Origin of the sequence: Streptomyces curacoi (assembly GCF_001513975.1) — a bacterium.
Classification (GTDB): domain Bacteria; phylum Actinomycetota; class Actinomycetes; order Streptomycetales; family Streptomycetaceae; genus Streptomyces; species Streptomyces curacoi.
The window spans coordinates 832,800-847,940 of sequence record NZ_KQ947984.1 but is presented as its reverse complement, the minus strand read 5'-3'; the positions used below and the strand labels follow the sequence as shown (position 1 = coordinate 847,940).

Sequence of the window (15,141 nt, the reverse complement as noted above, 5' to 3'; positions counted from 1 at the left end):
GGCTCTCACCGTACCTTCACGCCCGGTGCCCGCGGCCCCCGGTCAACCGGCCTGGGAAATCAGGGCACTTCCAGCGGAGCGCGCAGCGCCTGCGCCAACTCCACCAGCCCGCCCGCGCCGGACACCTCCGTGGCGTGCAGGCGGTAGGTGCTCGGAGTGCGCAGCGGCTCCTCCCGCGCCGCCGCCCGGCGGGCCGCGGCGGCGAGCATGGCCGCCTCCGCGGCAACCCGCGCCTCGTGCGCGGAGCGGCCGTCGCCCAGGGCCGCCGACAGCGCCCGCTCGCGCACCCGGTCGTCGAAGTACGGCGCCAGCGCCAGCAGGGCGTCGTGGATGGCGACCTCGCGCCAGTGCAGCCGCTCCTCCGGCAGCTGCCACCAGGACGCGGGCGGCTTGGGGGCCGTGGAGACGAACCCCACCCGCAGCCACAGCGGGTCCAGCTTCCGGTAGTCGCGCAGGCCGCGCCAGTGCCCCACGGCAGCCGGCAGCAGCCTCGGCAGCACGAAGCCGGCGGAACAGATCAGCGCGGCCAGCGAGGCCATCGGCGGAGCGACCTTCGTGGAGAGGAAGTCCAGGTCGTGGCCCGTCCAACGGGCGACCACGGCCGTGTACTTGGCCAGCTGGAATCCCACCACGTCCACCAGCGCCCCGACGAAGATCAGCCGCAGGCCGGTCCTGAGCAGCCCGGTGACCTCCCGGCCCCAGCGCACGCACACCACGGCCATCGCCACCATCACCGCGCTGTGCCCGAGCAGATAGAGCACGATCATCTCGCGCATGTAGGGCGTGTTGGCGTAGTAGGTGTCGAGGTCGGTCAGCCGCTCCACCCGCGCGTCCGCCAGCGCGAACAGCACGACGATGGCGACGATCAGTGGTCCGTACGCGGCGATGCTGCGCAGCACCAGCCGCCGCACCCGCTCGCGCGGCCCGCCCCGCCAGTTGATCAGCAGGATGAGCAGCGAGCAGCTGTACGCGGAGAGCAGGCCGTAGGTCAGCGGGGCGCCGAAGTTGGGGATGCCGGTGAGGTCGTTGACGGCGGCCAGGGTCATCGGTGCCGAGCAGAGGAACACCACGGCGCCGAGCGCGATCGCCACACAGGTGGACACGGTCAGCGGGTTGCGCAGGGCCGACGGCTTCCCGGCGGTCGTACGCGGCCGCCGGAACAGCACGGCGGCGGACAGCGCGAGGGCACCGGCCGCCAGATAGACGACGAGGCTCATACGGGGGAACTCCGTTCCGTGGCCATCGTCCTCGCTCTGGCCATGGCCGTGCGGACGAGCGGCGAGGTGGCCAGCGCGTCCGCGATGCGCACGAGCGCGTCCGGGCGGGGTGCCCGCTCCTGGAACCACTGCGACTCACCGGCCGGCTCGCCAGGCGGCATCGGGATCCGCACCCGTACCGAGCCCTCGCCCCGGGCCGCGGCCGCGATCACCGCCGCCCAGGCCGTGGCCGCCGCCCGTTCCGGATCGCCCGTCGCGCGCAGGGCGGCGCGGAGTGTCTCGTCGTACAACTCCCGGTCGACGTAGGCGTCCAGGTGGCTGAGCGCGTTGTGGATGCTCGTCTGGCGCCAGATCAGCCTGGTGACGGGGGAGGACCAGCGAGGGCGCGGTACGCGCAGGGAACGGCGGGCGAGGATGTCGTCCAGTTCGCACTCCAGGGGCGCCAGGCGCACGTACGTCCGCCAGGCCCGCCGCCACTCCGTCAGCCGGGGTCCGGCCAGCGGTATCAGGACCCCGACGACCGTCAGCAGCGCGCCCAGACCGGCCGCCGACTGGGCGACGTGCGTACCGAGCGCCGACCAGTCGCGCCCGGACCAGCGGGCGGCCACGGCGACGAGCTTGGACAGGCTGTACCCGGCGCCGCACAGGGCGCCCGCGCCCAGCGTGATCAGCCCCGCGCGCAGCCGGCCGCGCACCTCACGGGCCCAGCGCAGCGCCGACACCACGGTGATGGTGACGGCGGTGAGATGGCCGGCCAGATAGAGCACGATCATCTCGCGCAGATACGGCGTGGTCGCGTAGTAGGTGTCCAGATCCGTACGGCGCTCCACCGGGGCCTCGCCCAGCACGAACAGCGTCGCGATACCGAGGACCACACCGGCGTAGGCGAGAGCCCAGCGGCGGGCGGTCCGGTGCACGCCCGGTCCGCCGCGCCAGAGGGCTACCAGGATCTGGGAGGCGGCGCTGTACGCGGTGATCGCCGCGTACGTCAGCGGTGCCGCCAGGTTGGGGATGCCGGTGAGGCGGTTGACGGCGCCGACCGTGGGCGGGGAGCCGAGGAAGAAGCAGAGCCCGGCCAGGCCCAGCACCGCGCAGATGGTGCGCAGATAGGGGTCGTGCCGGTGGCGTATCAGGTCCGGGGCCTTCACCACCAGGCCGAGCCACAGCACCGTACAGCTGACGTAGGCGAGCAGGCCGTTCATCTCCGGGTCCCGCGGTAGTTGAGCGCGGCCCCGATGCGTCCGGCGATGTCCTGCCCGTCGCCTCCGTCGGCGGCGAAGACGGAGTCCGCGGAGGCCTCCAGCCAGGTGCGCAGCCGACGGCCCATCAGCATGCCGAACCGGTCGGCCTCCTGCTCGTCGGCGAGGGTGAAGTCGGAGCGGGCGGCGGCCTGCTGACCGGCCGCGCCGTCGCGCAGCTGGTGCATGTGCCACACCTCATGACAGAAGATCACGATCTGGTGCCATACGGCGGCCCGCTTGTCGACGATGACGTCGTCATGCGTTTCGCGCTCCAGCCACAGCCCGCTGGCGGTGTGCGGAGGGAAGACCTCGCGGTGGACGACGATCGGGCGCCCCCGCCATCGCACGGCCGACTCCACGACCGCCTGGAACAGGGCCTCGGGTTCCGCAGGGACCGGCACGCGTATGGGGCCGATGAGGGCGTCGGCGAGGCGACGCATCTCCCTGTTCGTACGCACGGTTCTCCCCGTGGCTGCTGGACGTTCGACCCTGTGCAATATGCCAAGTCCCGCGTCGCTTCAGCCACCTCCTGCGGCGACGGTCGGCCATGGATGGCCGAAAACCGCAGGATGCGGGGGGTTCTCAGAGGTCGTCCTCGTTCGCCGCGTTCTTCTCCGTGATCATCTCGGCCCACTCGGCCAGCGCCTGCAGCTTGCGCGGCGACATGTGCGGGGCGCGCCTGGCCAGCCGGTAGAAGCCGGGGGTGCGCAGCGGGGCCAGCGGGTCCGCCTTCGCCTCCAGTTCCTTGAGCACGGGCTGCAGCGCGGCGTGCAGGGCCTCCGCCTCGTCCGCGGTGAAGAAGCCCGCCGGGAGGTCGAAGTGGCGGCGGATCCGGTCGGCGTGTTCCAGGCTGGGCAGGCCGCTCCTGCGCCACTCGCTCAGCCACTGCCGGCTCGTACCGGCGATCCTGGCCAGTTCGTCCAGGGAGTACCGCTTGCCGTCGGGGCGGCGCCGGGTCTCGCGTACGAAGTCGAGCCGTTGCCGCACACGGTCGCTCAGACTTGTTTCCGGCACGCTCCGCCCCGCCAGCAGGGCGGCGACCGTGTCGGTGGGGATGCCGGTGCGGTACGACAGTTCGGCCACGTCCAGCACCTCGGCCAGCCGGCCCGGCTGTCCGGTCAGCTCCTCCAGGCGCTCGCGCAGTTCGGCAAGGGAAGCGTGGGCGTCTCTCACCGAGTTCTCCCTCCCTGGGCGCGTCCGCCGGGTCCGTGGCTGGGGCTGACGGGAGAGTATCGGGTCGCACCGGTCGCGGCCAGCGGGGAGGCAGGAATAGCTGCCGTCTTTGGCAGTAATAGTTGACAGTCGACGTCACCACGGGCAATGATCGCGTCACAGACAGACGCATTCCGCTTCTGCGCCTGCGTCTGGTGACACCGGCCGCGCACCCGCCTCTTGACGCGGCCGGATGAGGCCGAGGCCAGCCTCGACGGGGGACGCGAGCACTGCCGGCTCGCCGTTGACCGAGGCGGCCTCGGCCCGCTACGGGTGTTCCGGGCGCTGCCTATGGGGGAGCGGCGCCCGGGGCCCCGTATGGACTCCCGGAACGGCCGGCCGGTTGAAGCCGCTTCAGGCCTCCCGCCGAAGATCTGCGGGGCGTCGCCCCGAACGCCGGTCCGGCCCGTTCCCCGGAGACCGGCGACACCGCACGCACCTCGTCCACGCACCGGCCACCGCGTGTCCTCGCTCGGCGGCCGGGCGCCTTCGGTCTCGGCGCACCGTGGACTGCGAGGGTGCCGTGGCAGGGGGGTGCGCAACTTCCGTTGGGCGGTGCCAGCCGGCGACCGGTACGCCGTGCAGCGGGGTCTCCGCCCGGGCCCGCGCGGTCCGGATGTCTTCGCTTGGCGGCCGGGGCGGCTCCGGTTTCGGCGCACCGTGGACTGCGAGGGTGCCGTGGGTGGGGCGGGCGTGCGCAACTTCCGTTGGGCGGTGTCAGCCGGCGGCCGGTACGCCGTGCAGCGGGGTCTCGCCCGGGCCCGCGCGGTCCGGATGTCTTCGCTCGGCGGCCGGGGCGGCTTCGGTTTCGGCGCGCCGCGGACTGCGGCGGTGCCGTGGGTGGGGCGGGCGTGCGCAACTTCCGTTGGGCGGCCCGGATGTCCTCGCGCGGCGGCCCGAGCGGCTTGGGTCTCGGCGCACCGTGGACTCCGGGGGTGCCGTGGCAGGGGCGGGCGCGCAGAACATCTGGTGGGCGGCGTCAGTTGGTGACCCGTACGCCGTCCGTCGCGGCCCCCGCCCGGGCCCGTACCGCCCGGATGTCCTCGCTGTGGCGCAGGGCCCGTGACACGGCGCCGATCTCGCGGAGGAGGTCCGTGGTGTCGGGATCGCCGCCGCTGTCGCCCTCCCGTGCCTCGTTCCTGGCGTCGACGGCGTCCAGGATGGCCACCGCGGCGGCCAGGGCCTTCGCCCTCTCCGGTGGGCGGCCGAGGGCGAGCGCGGCGTCGTAGGAACGGCCGCGCCGCTCCTCGTCGATGAAGCGCGCGAGCGGCAGCAGCACATCGCGGATGAACGTCTCCCGGCGGATCAGCCGCAGTTCCGGGGTGGCGCGCAGGACGAAGGGGACGCCCCTGCCGTTGACCGTCTTCATCAGCAGGTACAGCGGCCGCAGTTCGTGGTGGGCGAGCCGCACGCGCCAGCGGTCGTGCAGGTACTGGCCCGCGTGCGGAAGGATGAAGCCCACCGCGACCAGGACGGCGGACAGACAGGCGATGGGCGGCGCCACGGCCGTGCTCAGCCAGTCCAGGTTCCGGCCGGTCCAACGGGTCGCCACGGCGGTGAGCTTGGCGGCGTCGAAGACCAACTGCAGCGCGTAGCCGACGCCTAGGAACTTCAGGCCCCAGCGCAGCCAGGCATCGAGTCCGTCGGTGCGGATCCAGTTCCAGATCAGCCAGTTGGTGACCAGGGCGGCAGTGGTGTGCGCGAGCAGATACAGCACGATCATCTCGCGCATGTACGGCGTGTTGGCGTAGTACGTGTCCAGGTCCCGCAGCCGCTCCACGGGCACGTCCGCGAGCGCGAACAGCACCCACATCGCGACGATCACACTCAAGTACACGGCGACGACCCCGCGCATGGCGCGCCGGGTGCCGGCCGAGCGGTCGGACAGGCCGTTGCGCCAGGTGATGATCAGCAGCAGGCAGGACGCGCAGAACGCGGTGAGCAGGGAGTACACCCACGGCCCGGAGAAGTTCGGCACCCCGGTGAGCCGGTTGACCCGGGCGATCGTCGACGGCGCCACGAACACGAACACCGCGCAGGCGAGCAGCAGCAGCCCGCCGACCGCACGCAGCAGCGGATCCTTCCAGAGCCGGATGATGCTGGGCAGCTTGATGGCCAGGGCGGCGGCCAGGATCCCGGCGGGGATCCACCAGAAGTTCGGGTAGAACTCGTTGACGAACCCGACGGGGGTCAGCGCCAGCGTCACGGTGCCGCACCCCCACGCCGGCCGCGGTAGCCGAGGGACCGCTGCACGGGATCGAGGGGTACGTCCCTGCCGCCCCCGCCCGACAGCAGCGGCCGGAAGGCGGCGGCCAGCCGGTGCCCGAAGTCGTCGGCCTCGGCCTCGTCCCGCTCCCGGGAGCCGTCGCGGGCGGCCACCGCGAGGGCGATGTCGTTCCAGGCCGGCCTGCCGGCGAGCGCGTGCGCGGCGGCCGTACCGGCCGTGTGGTGGTGGCCGTGCCCGGCGTGCAGGTGCCACAGCTCATGGCCGAGGATGACCAGTTGCTGCATCGCCTCGGCCCGCTCCTCGACGATGACCAGGTCGAAGTCCTGGAACTCCACCCACAGCCCGGTCACCTCGATCTCGTCGGGAAACCGCTCGAAGCGCAGCTCGACGGGCCGTCCGCCGCGTCGCGCGCTCATCTCCGCGCACAGCGCGTGGCACAACTCGCCGACATCGGCCGGGGGATGGGGTCTGGCACGCAGAGCCGCGCTCAGATCGGAGGCCAGGTCGCGCATCCCGGCGGCGGCATGTGAGCGCCGCAGCCGTAGCACCGAAGCGACCCGGGCCGCCCTCTTGCGCGCGCCCGCGATGTCCATCGCACCCCCTGTCCTGCCGCCGCTCGGCGGCCGTTCGAGCCTACGCGGCCCGAAGTGTCCCCGTCATGCGATCCGGCGACCGTGGTTCAAACGGGAACGACCGCTGCCGCTTGTGCTCCGGCCCGCTCTCGCTCGGAATTCATGCCCAAGGCATTGACTGGAAAGCGCTTGCGCCCTACGGTCCCGTTCGAAGTTACGTGCACAATTCGATATCTCGAACAGTTAGGGCAGGGAATGGGACGACCTGGCCTGAACCGCAGGCAACTTCTGGCCACGCTCGGCGGACTGGGGGTGGCCGGCAGCTTCGGCTTCGCGGCGCTCGGCACGGGTGCCGACGCACTCGCCTCGAACGCGCGTACCCGGGTGCGGTACTGGAACCTCTTCAGCGGCGGCGACGGCGCCAACATGATCGCGATGCTGGACGCCTTCCGTAAGGCCAACCCCGCCATCGAGGTGAAGGACTCCACCCTCCAGTGGGGCAACCCCTTCTACACCAAGCTCGCCATGGCGGCGGCCGGCAACCGCGCACCGGACCTCGGCGTGATGCACATGGGCCGGGTCACCGGCTTCTCACCCGGCCGCCTCCTGGACGCCTGGGACGTCGACCTGCTCGCCAAGTACGGCGTGCACAAACGGGACTTCAACCCCCAGCTCTGGAACCGCGGCGTCATCGACGGCAAGCTCTACGCCCTGCCGCTCGACGTCCACGTCCAGCTCTGCTTCTACCGCAAGGACGTGCTGAAGAAGGCGGGGCTGCTCGGCGACGACGGCCGGATCGTCCCCGTGACGTCGGCCGACGAGTGGTTCGACGTCCTCAAGGAGGCCAGGAAGGCCACCAAGAAGGGCCTGCAGACCATCGGCTTCTGGCACAACGACCAGAACTTCCAGTGGTGGTTCTTCGTCGCCTTCTACACCCAGCTCGGCGGCACCTGGTTCGACGCCGCGGGCGCCGAGGTCACCTTCGACACCGACAAGGCCGTCCAGGTCCTGGAGTTCCTGCGCCGGCACCTCACCGACGGGTACGCCAACCCCGGCTTCGGCGGCCAGGCGGGCGCCGAACAGTTCGTCAACGGCGCCCCCTTCGTCTGGGAGGGCAACTGGTCGGTGCCGGTCTTCGACAGCGCGAAAATCGACTACGGAGCCGTCCCGCTGCCGCCCGTGTTCGGCAGGCAGGCCACTCACGCCGAGTCCCACGCCTTCGTGCTGCCCCACCAGGCCGACCGGGGCGGCGCCGCCAACGAGGGCGCCCACCGGCTCGCCGCCCACATCGTCCGGCACGCCCAGCAGTGGGCGGCAGGCGGGCACATCCCCGCCTACACGCCCACCCTGTCCACCCCCGCGTACCAGAAGCTGAACCCGCAGAGCGAGTACGTCTCCGCCATGGACCACCAGGCCACCGAGCCGAAGGTCTGGTTCGCGGGCTCCACCGGCATCCTCGCCCAGCGCGTCGGCCCGGTCGTCGTCTCCTCGACGATGGGCTCCGCCCGGCCCGAGGCCGTCGCCCGCCGGATGAGGAGCGAGCTCACCACGCTGCTCGCCATGAAGAACCCCATGGACGGCAGAACCGCCGCACAAGGAGGTACGGCCGCATGACCACCGCTGAGACCGTCCTCGCCCCGCCACGCGCCAAGACCGCCGCCGACAGCGCCACCCTGCGCCGGAGGCGGGGCTTCCAGCACGGCGGCTGGTTCGTCGCCCCGTTCCTGGTGCTCTTCGCCCTGTTCGTGATCTGGCCGCTGCTGCGCGGCGTCTACCTCAGCTTCACGGACGCCAACATCACCGGCGACGGCGAGAGCTTCGTCGGCCTCGACAACTACCGCGAGGCCCTCAAGGACCCGCTGATGTGGGACGCCCTCGGCCACAGCGCGTACTTCACGCTCCTGGTCGTCCCCTGCATCACGGTCCTCGCCTTCCTCCTCGCGATGCTCGCCCACCACATCGAGCGCGGCAAATGGCTGTGGCGGCTGTGCTTCTTCGCCCCGTTCCTGCTGCCCTCCACCGTCGCGGGCAACCTGTGGCAGTGGCTGTTCAACCCGGGCACGGGAATGATCAACTACGTCTTCGGCATCGACACCCCGTGGCTGACCGACAAGTCGTACGCGATGCTCGCCATCGTCATCACCACCCTGTGGTGGACGGTCGGCTTCAGCTTCCTGCTCTACCTCGCCGCGCTCCAGTCCATCCCCGACCACCTCTACGAGGCCGCCAAGCTGGACGGCGCCAATGCCTGGCACCGCATGGTCCACATCACGCTTCCCATGCTGCGCAACATCACCGGCCTCGTCATCGCCCTGCAGATCCTCGCCTCGCTCCAGGTCTTCGACCAGGCCGTGGTGATGCTGGACTTCGGCCCCGGCCCGGAGAACTCCACCCGCACCTTCGTCCAGTACACCCTCGAAGAGGGCTTCACCAGCTACCGCGTGGGCTACGCCTCCGCGATCTCCATCATCTTCTTCGTGATCATCGCGGCCGTCGCCCTGGCGAGGATGTGGCTGCTGCGCAACCGTGAGGAGGCCGCCCGATGAGCATGGCCGCACCGCCCCGCAAGGCATGGACCCCCAGCCAGATCATCCTCACCCTCCTCGGCACGGCCGTCTCCGTGGTCTTCCTCGCGCCCTTCGCCTGGGCCCTGTTCACCTCGCTCAAGTCGGAGACCGAGGCGGTGGCGGTGCCCCCGCACTGGCTGCCGCAGGACTGGACGGGCCAGGCGTGGACGGCCCTCTTCGAGACCGGCAACATCACCAACTGGTTCGTGAACTCCCTGGTCGTCTCCGTCTGCGTGACGTCCGTCGTCCTGCTGGTGAGCGCCCTCGCCGGATACGGCTTCGCCCGCACCGAGTTCCGCGGCAAGAGCGTCCTGATGGCCGTGGTCATGGCGGGCCTGATGATCTCCCCGGCCGTCCTCGGCGTCCCCCTGTTCACCACGGTCCAGCAGATGGGGATGGTCGACACCTACTGGGGCATGATCCTGCCGCAGTGCGCGCCCGCCGCGATGGTCTACATCCTCTACAAGTTCTTCCAGGGCATCCCGCGCGAGCTGGAGGAAGCCGCGTTCATCGACGGCGCGGGCCGCTGGCGGGTTTTCTTCACGATCGTCGTCCCGCTCGCCCGCCCCTCCCTTGCCGCGGTCGGCATCTTCACCTTCATCGCCTCGTGGAACAACTTCCTCTGGCCCTACATGGTGACCAACAACCCCGACCTGATGACCATGCCGAACGGCATCGCGACGGTCATGAACTCCTACGGCATCCAGTGGGCCCAGCTCATGGCCGGCGGCCTGATGGCGGGCCTGCCCCTGATCATCGTCTTCGTCTTCTTCCAGCGGCAGATCGTGGCGGGCGTCGCCCACACGGGTCTGGCCGGACAGTGACCGTCCTGAGGAGAGCCTGACGTGAAGAGACCCGGACTCGCCGCACTGCTGGCCGCGGCGGTGGTGGCCCTGCTGCCGACCACGGCCGAGGCGGACGTGACCTACCCCGATCCGCTCCCGGTCACCGGCCGGCAGATCATCCACGACCCCACCGTCATCCGCCTCAAGTCCGGTGGCTACGTGGCCTACTCGACGGGCGGTGTGATCGGCGCCCGTCTCTCCAAGGACCTGAAGCACTGGCAGGACGCGGGCAATGCCTTCGCCGAGCCGCCGAGTTGGTGGTACGAGTACAACGACACCGGTGACCCCTGGGCCCCCGACATCTCCTACCGGTCCGGCAAGTACTGGCTGTACTACGCCGTTTCGTCCTGGGGCAGCAACCACTCGGCGATCGGTGTCGCCACGTCACCGAGCGGCCGGCCCGGCACGTGGACCGACCACGGCAAGGTCTTCGCGTCCGAGCGCACGGACTCCTGGAACGCCATCGACCCGGCGCTGATCAAGACGGACGGCAAGCTGTGGATGGCGTTCGGCTCGTACTGGACCGGCATCCGCATGGTGGAGCTGGACCGCTCGACCGGCAAGGCGCGGGAGGGAGCACCGGTTCACCACCTCGCGACCCGCCCCGACGCCCCCTACGCGGTCGAAGGCCCGGACATCGTGAAGCACGGCCGCCACTACTACCTCTTCGCGTCCTACGACCAGTGCTGCTCGGGCGTGAACTCGACGTACAAGATCCGGGTGGGCCGCTCGACGTCGGTCACCGGCCCGTACGTGGACAGCACGGGCAAGCCGCTGCTGGAGGGCGGCGGCGACCTGCTCCTGGCCGGACACGGCCGGTATGTCGGCACGGGCGGCCAGTCCGTGTTCCGCGCCAAGGGCCACGACTGGCTGGCCTACCACTACTACGACGCAGAGGACGAAGGCACCCCGAAACTGGGCCTGAACAAACTGCACTGGACAGCCGACGGCTGGCCGATCGCCCGCTAGGGGCGCGGGCCGTATCACCATGCGGCTCCGCCGCGTGGGCGCGACAAGCACCCACGCACCCGCAGCCGCCAACGCACTGGAACCACCCCCTTCGAAAGGCGACCATGCACACCGCCCGCTTCACCCTCGACCCCGCCTTCACCGTCGGCGAGGTCAACCCCCGTCTCTTCGGATCCTTCGTCGAACACCTCGGCCGCTGCGTCTACACGGGCATCTTCGAGCCGGACCACCCCACGGCCGACGAGGCGGGTCTGCGCCAGGACGTCCTGGACCTGGTCCGCGAACTCGGTGTCACCGCCATCCGCTACCCGGGCGGCAACTTCGTCTCCGGTTACAAGTGGGAGGACTCGGTCGGCCCCGCGGAAGAACGCCCCCGCCGCCTCGACCTCGCCTGGCACTCCACCGAAACCAACCGCTTCGGCCTCTCCGAGTACATCGACTTCCTCCGCAAGATCGGCCCCCAGGCCGAACCCATGATGGCCGTCAACCTCGGCACCCGGGGCGTCGCAGAGGCCCTCGAACTCCAGGAATACGCCAACCACCCGGCAGGCACCGCCCTTTCGGACCTCCGCGTGTCCCACGGCGACAAGGACCCCTTCGACATCCGCCTGTGGTGCCTCGGCAACGAGATGGACGGCCCCTGGCAGACGGGCCACAAGACGGCGGAGGAGTACGGCCGTATCGCCGCCGAGACGGCCCGCGCCATGCGCCAGATCGACTCGCGGGTCGAACTCGTGGCCTGCGGCTCCTCCGGCCAGGGCATGCCCACCTTCGCCGAGTGGGAAGCGACGGTCCTCAAGGAGACGTACGACCTCGTCGACTACGTCTCCCTCCACGCCTACTACGAGCCCCACGACGGCGACGTCGACTCCTTCCTCGCCTCCGCCGTCGACATGGAGTCCTTCATCGAGAACGTGGTCGCGACCTGTGACCATGTCGGTGCCCGCCTGAAGTCCAAGAAGAAGATCAACCTCTCCTTCGACGAGTGGAACGTCTGGTACCTCTCGCGCTGGGAGCAGCACGCCCAGGCCATCGAGCCGGGGGACTGGCCGCAGGCCCCGCGCCTGCTGGAGGACAACTACAGCGTCCTGGACGCGGTCGTCTTCGGCTCGCTGCTCATCGCGCTGCTGCGGCACGCCGACCGCGTCACCGTCGCCTGCCTCGCGCAGCTCGTGAACGTCATCGCCCCGATCATGACCGAGCCGGGCGGCCCGGCGTGGCGCCAGACGACGTTCTTCCCCTTCGCCCAGGCCTCCAGGTACGGCCGCGGCCAGGTCCTGGACGTCCGCGTGGACTCCCCGACGTACGAGACGCAGAAGTACGGCGAGGCCGACCTGCTGCACGCCACCGCCGTGCGCGCCGACGACGGCACGGTCACCGTCTTCGCGGTCAACCGCAGCCGCACCGACGCCCTGCCCCTCGAAGTCGCCCTGAACGGCCTCGACCTGAACCGGGTCGTCGAGCACAGCGCCCTCGCCGACGCCGACCCGGACGCCCGCAACACCCTCGACGACCCCGAGCGGGTCACCCCGCACCCGGTCGAGGGCACGCGGGTGAAGGACGGCCGCCTCACCGCCGTACTGGAACCGCTGTCCTGGAACGTGATCCGCCTGAGCTGACCGGCAGACCTCACCGCTCGAACCGGGTGACGGGCTTCGGCGCACTCGGCCGCAGGAGCCTCGGTGGGACCTGGTCGGGGAGGTCCTGGCTCATCCTGCGTTTCCCGTGGTCAGCGGCGAGCGGTGGGGCGCTTGGGCGGGGCTATGCGCACCCGGGTCTCCTGGGGCGCGCTATCTATGTCGTCGAGTTGCGCGATGATCGTGCCGCGCAGGTCGTCGTAGTCGTCGAACGAGAAGTCGTTGAACAGCGTGTAGCCCGTCCACATCAGGTTGGCGCACACCCGGGCCGGCACCCGGCCGGTCCGGGCGCCCATGCCGACCAGCGCCACGGACCCGATGCTGCCGGGCTCCTGCCTGTTCTGCTGGTGGATCGCCTGGAACGCGGCGGCGCACGCCAGGGCCACGTTCAGTGTCTCGCTCACGTTCTGCGAGGACTGCTCCATCGTCGGCGTGGAGATCAGGAACTTCGGGTTGACCGCCCCGGACGGCACGCACACCGCGCTGCCCACCGGGAGCCGCCCCGCGAACCGGTCGCGTATCGCCCGCTGCACCCGCAGTTGGATCCCCGCTCCCAGGTGCCGCTTGATGGCGGCGTCCACCCCGCCGTTCATCAGGCCCCGCGAGTTGGTCGGGCTGACCCAGGCGTCGACGGTCTCATCGAGGAGGGAGCCCTTGCGGATCTCGATCCCGGGCGTGTCCGCGAACGCCGCCCGCCATGCCTGAACCACCTGCGTGTTGATGTCGGTCAGCACCACTTTGAGCGGCGACTGCTCGCGGTTCACGGTCATACTGCACTCCCATCGGCAACGGGCCTTCCAGTGATCACGACGCTACCGCGCCCCACTGACAACGCAGTTGGGAGCGGCGTTGTCGGACCCCGTTGCTAGCCTCCCGGCCATGATCGACGCCAACGCCTCCGCCCAGCCCGCCCCGAACGACCCGCTGGCTCTCACCGAGCTGTTCAAGGGCGGCGGTGAACCGTGGCTTCCGTTGCTGAAGCCCGTCATCGAGGCGCAGCCGAACGCCGCCTCGTTCATCGGCCCGGGCCGCGGCCCGGATGTCGTCCCCGTCCGCGAACTGACCTTCCAGGCGCTCAAGCCCAACCCGCCGCACAAGTGGAAGGTCGTCGTCTTCGGCCAGAACCCGTATCCGCGGCCGGAGAGCGCCACCGGCATCGCCATGTTCGACAACACCTTCCACGACTGGAAGGACAGCCAGTTCGGCAGGGTCGTCAGCATCCGCTGCATCATCAAGGCGGCGGCGATGTGGAAGTACGGCATCCCCAAGAAGACCCCGATAGCCGACATCCGCGCGCTGCTGAGGAAACAGGACACCGTCCAGCCGCCGGAATGGTTCCAGGCGATGCTCACGCAGGGCGTCCTGCTGCTGAACGCCGCCCTCACCGCCAGCAGCGACGGCCCGCGGGGAGCCGACCCGCACACCGCGTTCTGGCGTCCGGTCGCCGAGCGGATCGTCGAGGAGATCCTCAAGGCCAAGCAGAACGCCGACGAGGAGGACCGCGGTGTCGTCTTCGCGTGGTGGGGCGCGCACGCCCGCAGCCTGAAGAAGGTCGTCCTCCAGCTCCAGAAGAAGTATCCCGACGTCGAGGTCCGGCACATCGACCACTGCAATCCCGCGGCGCAGGGCGACATCTTCTGCGACGGCGACCACTTCGACATGGTGAACGACGCCCTCGCGTCGGTCGGCGCGGAGGCGGTCGACTGGCTGCCGAGCAGCGGGTGGGACAAGGGCGCGGCGCAGGCCGGCGGGACGGACGGCGGCGTCTCCGAGCGCATGGGCGCGTTCATCACGTCCACCATGGAACTGCACCAGCTGTATCTGGAGCGGCTCTCCAGCGTCAAGGACGAGGGCCTCGTCCTCGACGCGGTCACCGGCGTGTTCGACACCCCGCTCATGGACTTCCGGGACGCCGTCAGTCCCGTCGCCGAGCTGCTGTCCGGCCTTGACCGGGACGTACAGCGGTCCCACGAGTTCGGCAAGCGGCGGGCGGACGAAGGGTCCGGGAACCTCTCCGCCGACGCGGTCGCCGCGCTCTACCTCTACACCTGCGAGTCCGCGTTCTACCGGGAGATCAACGCCGTCCTGCGCGACCCGGACCGGTCGAAGGTCGTCCCGTACCTGCCGTATCTGCGGCTGCTGTTCTCGGCGGTGTCGGGGCTGCCCGTCCGCACGGAGCCGTTGTGGCGGGGGGTGCCGCTGGACCTGCGGGCGCAGTACCCGGTGGGACGGACCGTGACCTGGTGGGGCGTGTCCTCGTGCACGTCCGAGCTGGGCGTGGCACGGGCGTTCCTGGGCGGCCGGGGCAAGCGGACGCTCTTCGAGGTGCGACCCGCACGGGCCGTCGGCATCCGCGACTTCTCGGCGTTCACGGGCGAGGAGGAGTTCATCCTGCTGCCGGGCACGCAGCTGGAGGTGGTCGAGGTGAAGGCGGAGCGCGGCGGCCTGTGCACCGTGCGGCTGACGGAATCGGAGGAGCAGCCCCTCGTCTCCTGAGCGAGCGCGCGGGCACCACCGACGGGGTGTGAACGGGCCGTGGTGAATGGCTGGAGTTCGACCTGGCCGCCCCACACGGGGCTCCCTACGATGCGAACGCTTCCGGCCTTCACACAAACCTCACCGCTCCTTCAAAGATCCACCGGGGTCGAACGGTC

General features: G+C 70.6%; 13 protein-coding genes. 6 read left to right on the top strand and 7 right to left on the bottom strand.

All coding sequences use genetic code 11. The annotated features are described in order from the left end of the window. Window positions 1-59: 59 nt before the first annotated feature. The 6 genes from AQI70_RS03785 to AQI70_RS03760 form a co-directional block, all read right to left on the bottom strand. A complete protein-coding gene (locus tag AQI70_RS03785; RefSeq protein ID WP_062144042.1) occupies window positions 60-1,217 on the bottom strand; it encodes an MAB_1171c family putative transporter in 1,158 nt (385 codons plus the stop codon). Next, a complete protein-coding gene (locus AQI70_RS03780; RefSeq protein ID WP_062144040.1) occupies window positions 1,214-2,419 on the bottom strand; it encodes an MAB_1171c family putative transporter in 1,206 nt (401 codons plus the stop codon). The genes AQI70_RS03785 and AQI70_RS03780 overlap by 4 nt, the downstream gene beginning before the upstream one ends. Further along, window positions 2,416-2,916 (bottom strand): hypothetical protein, encoded by a 501-nt coding sequence (locus AQI70_RS03775; protein ID WP_062144037.1) that lies wholly within the window; start codon window positions 2,914-2,916, stop codon window positions 2,416-2,418. The genes AQI70_RS03780 and AQI70_RS03775 overlap by 4 nt, the downstream gene beginning before the upstream one ends. Window positions 2,917-3,040: 124 nt before the next feature. Then, a complete protein-coding gene (locus AQI70_RS03770; RefSeq protein WP_062144034.1) occupies window positions 3,041-3,631 on the bottom strand; it encodes a hypothetical protein in 591 nt (196 codons plus the stop codon). A gap of 1,018 nt (window positions 3,632-4,649) precedes the next feature. Further along, window positions 4,650-5,876 (bottom strand): MAB_1171c family putative transporter, encoded by a 1,227-nt coding sequence (locus AQI70_RS03765; RefSeq protein WP_062144031.1) that lies wholly within the window; start codon window positions 5,874-5,876, stop codon window positions 4,650-4,652. Next, the gene (locus AQI70_RS03760; protein ID WP_208607270.1) at window positions 5,873-6,490 is read right to left on the bottom strand and encodes a toxin-antitoxin system, toxin component family protein; all 618 of its coding nucleotides are present in this window, start codon (window positions 6,488-6,490) and stop codon (window positions 5,873-5,875) included. The genes AQI70_RS03765 and AQI70_RS03760 overlap by 4 nt, the downstream gene beginning before the upstream one ends. A gap of 234 nt (window positions 6,491-6,724) precedes the next feature. On the opposite strand from AQI70_RS03760, the gene AQI70_RS03755 reads away from it, so the two are divergent. The 5 genes from AQI70_RS03755 (at window position 6,725) to arfA (ending at window position 12,469) form a co-directional block, all read left to right on the top strand. After that, a complete protein-coding gene (locus AQI70_RS03755) occupies window positions 6,725-8,083 on the top strand; it encodes an extracellular solute-binding protein (protein ID WP_062144028.1) in 1,359 nt (452 codons plus the stop codon). Then, window positions 8,080-9,015 carry a carbohydrate ABC transporter permease gene (locus AQI70_RS03750; protein ID WP_062144025.1) on the top strand — a complete coding sequence of 312 codons (936 nt, stop codon included), beginning with the start codon at window positions 8,080-8,082 and terminating at the stop codon, window positions 9,013-9,015. The genes AQI70_RS03755 and AQI70_RS03750 overlap by 4 nt, the downstream gene beginning before the upstream one ends. Next, entirely contained in the window at window positions 9,012-9,860 is an 849-nt protein-coding gene (locus tag AQI70_RS03745; protein WP_062144022.1) for a carbohydrate ABC transporter permease, read from the top strand. The genes AQI70_RS03750 and AQI70_RS03745 overlap by 4 nt, the downstream gene beginning before the upstream one ends. Window positions 9,861-9,881: 21 nt before the next feature. Then, on the top strand, window positions 9,882-10,850 hold the full coding sequence (locus tag AQI70_RS03740) for an arabinan endo-1,5-alpha-L-arabinosidase (protein WP_062144019.1): 969 nt from the start codon (window positions 9,882-9,884) through the stop codon (window positions 10,848-10,850). Window positions 10,851-10,954: 104 nt separating this feature from the next. Next, a complete protein-coding gene (gene arfA / locus AQI70_RS03735; protein ID WP_062144016.1) occupies window positions 10,955-12,469 on the top strand; it encodes an arabinosylfuranosidase ArfA in 1,515 nt (504 codons plus the stop codon). Between the two features lie 110 nt (window positions 12,470-12,579). On the opposite strand, the gene AQI70_RS03730 is transcribed toward arfA, so the two are convergent. Further along, on the bottom strand, window positions 12,580-13,257 hold the full coding sequence (locus AQI70_RS03730) for a macro domain-containing protein (protein WP_062144013.1): 678 nt from the start codon (window positions 13,255-13,257) through the stop codon (window positions 12,580-12,582). Between the two features lie 109 nt (window positions 13,258-13,366). On the opposite strand from AQI70_RS03730, the gene AQI70_RS03725 reads away from it, so the two are divergent. Beyond that, the gene (locus tag AQI70_RS03725; protein WP_062144010.1) at window positions 13,367-14,983 is read left to right on the top strand and encodes an ADP-ribosyltransferase domain-containing protein; all 1,617 of its coding nucleotides are present in this window, start codon (window positions 13,367-13,369) and stop codon (window positions 14,981-14,983) included. Window positions 14,984-15,141 lie beyond the last annotated feature (158 nt).

Excerpts from the sequence above, each read along its gene's own strand:
- AQI70_RS03785 (WP_062144042.1), bottom strand. The coding sequence starts at position 1,217 with ATGAGCCTCGTCGTCTATCTGGCGGCCGGTGCCCTCGCGCTGTCCGCC.
- AQI70_RS03780 (WP_062144040.1), bottom strand. The coding sequence starts at position 2,419 with ATGAACGGCCTGCTCGCCTACGTCAGCTGTACGGTGCTGTGGCTCGGC.
- AQI70_RS03760 (WP_208607270.1), bottom strand. The coding sequence starts at position 6,490 with ATGGACATCGCGGGCGCGCGCAAGAGGGCGGCCCGGGTCGCTTCGGTG.
- AQI70_RS03755 (WP_062144028.1), top strand. The coding sequence starts at position 6,725 with ATGGGACGACCTGGCCTGAACCGCAGGCAACTTCTGGCCACGCTCGGC.
- AQI70_RS03750 (WP_062144025.1), top strand. The coding sequence starts at position 8,080 with ATGACCACCGCTGAGACCGTCCTCGCCCCGCCACGCGCCAAGACCGCC.
- AQI70_RS03745 (WP_062144022.1), top strand. The coding sequence starts at position 9,012 with ATGAGCATGGCCGCACCGCCCCGCAAGGCATGGACCCCCAGCCAGATC.
- arfA (WP_062144016.1), top strand. The coding sequence starts at position 10,955 with ATGCACACCGCCCGCTTCACCCTCGACCCCGCCTTCACCGTCGGCGAG.
- AQI70_RS03730 (WP_062144013.1), bottom strand. The coding sequence starts at position 13,257 with ATGACCGTGAACCGCGAGCAGTCGCCGCTCAAAGTGGTGCTGACCGAC.
- AQI70_RS03725 (WP_062144010.1), top strand. The coding sequence starts at position 13,367 with ATGATCGACGCCAACGCCTCCGCCCAGCCCGCCCCGAACGACCCGCTG.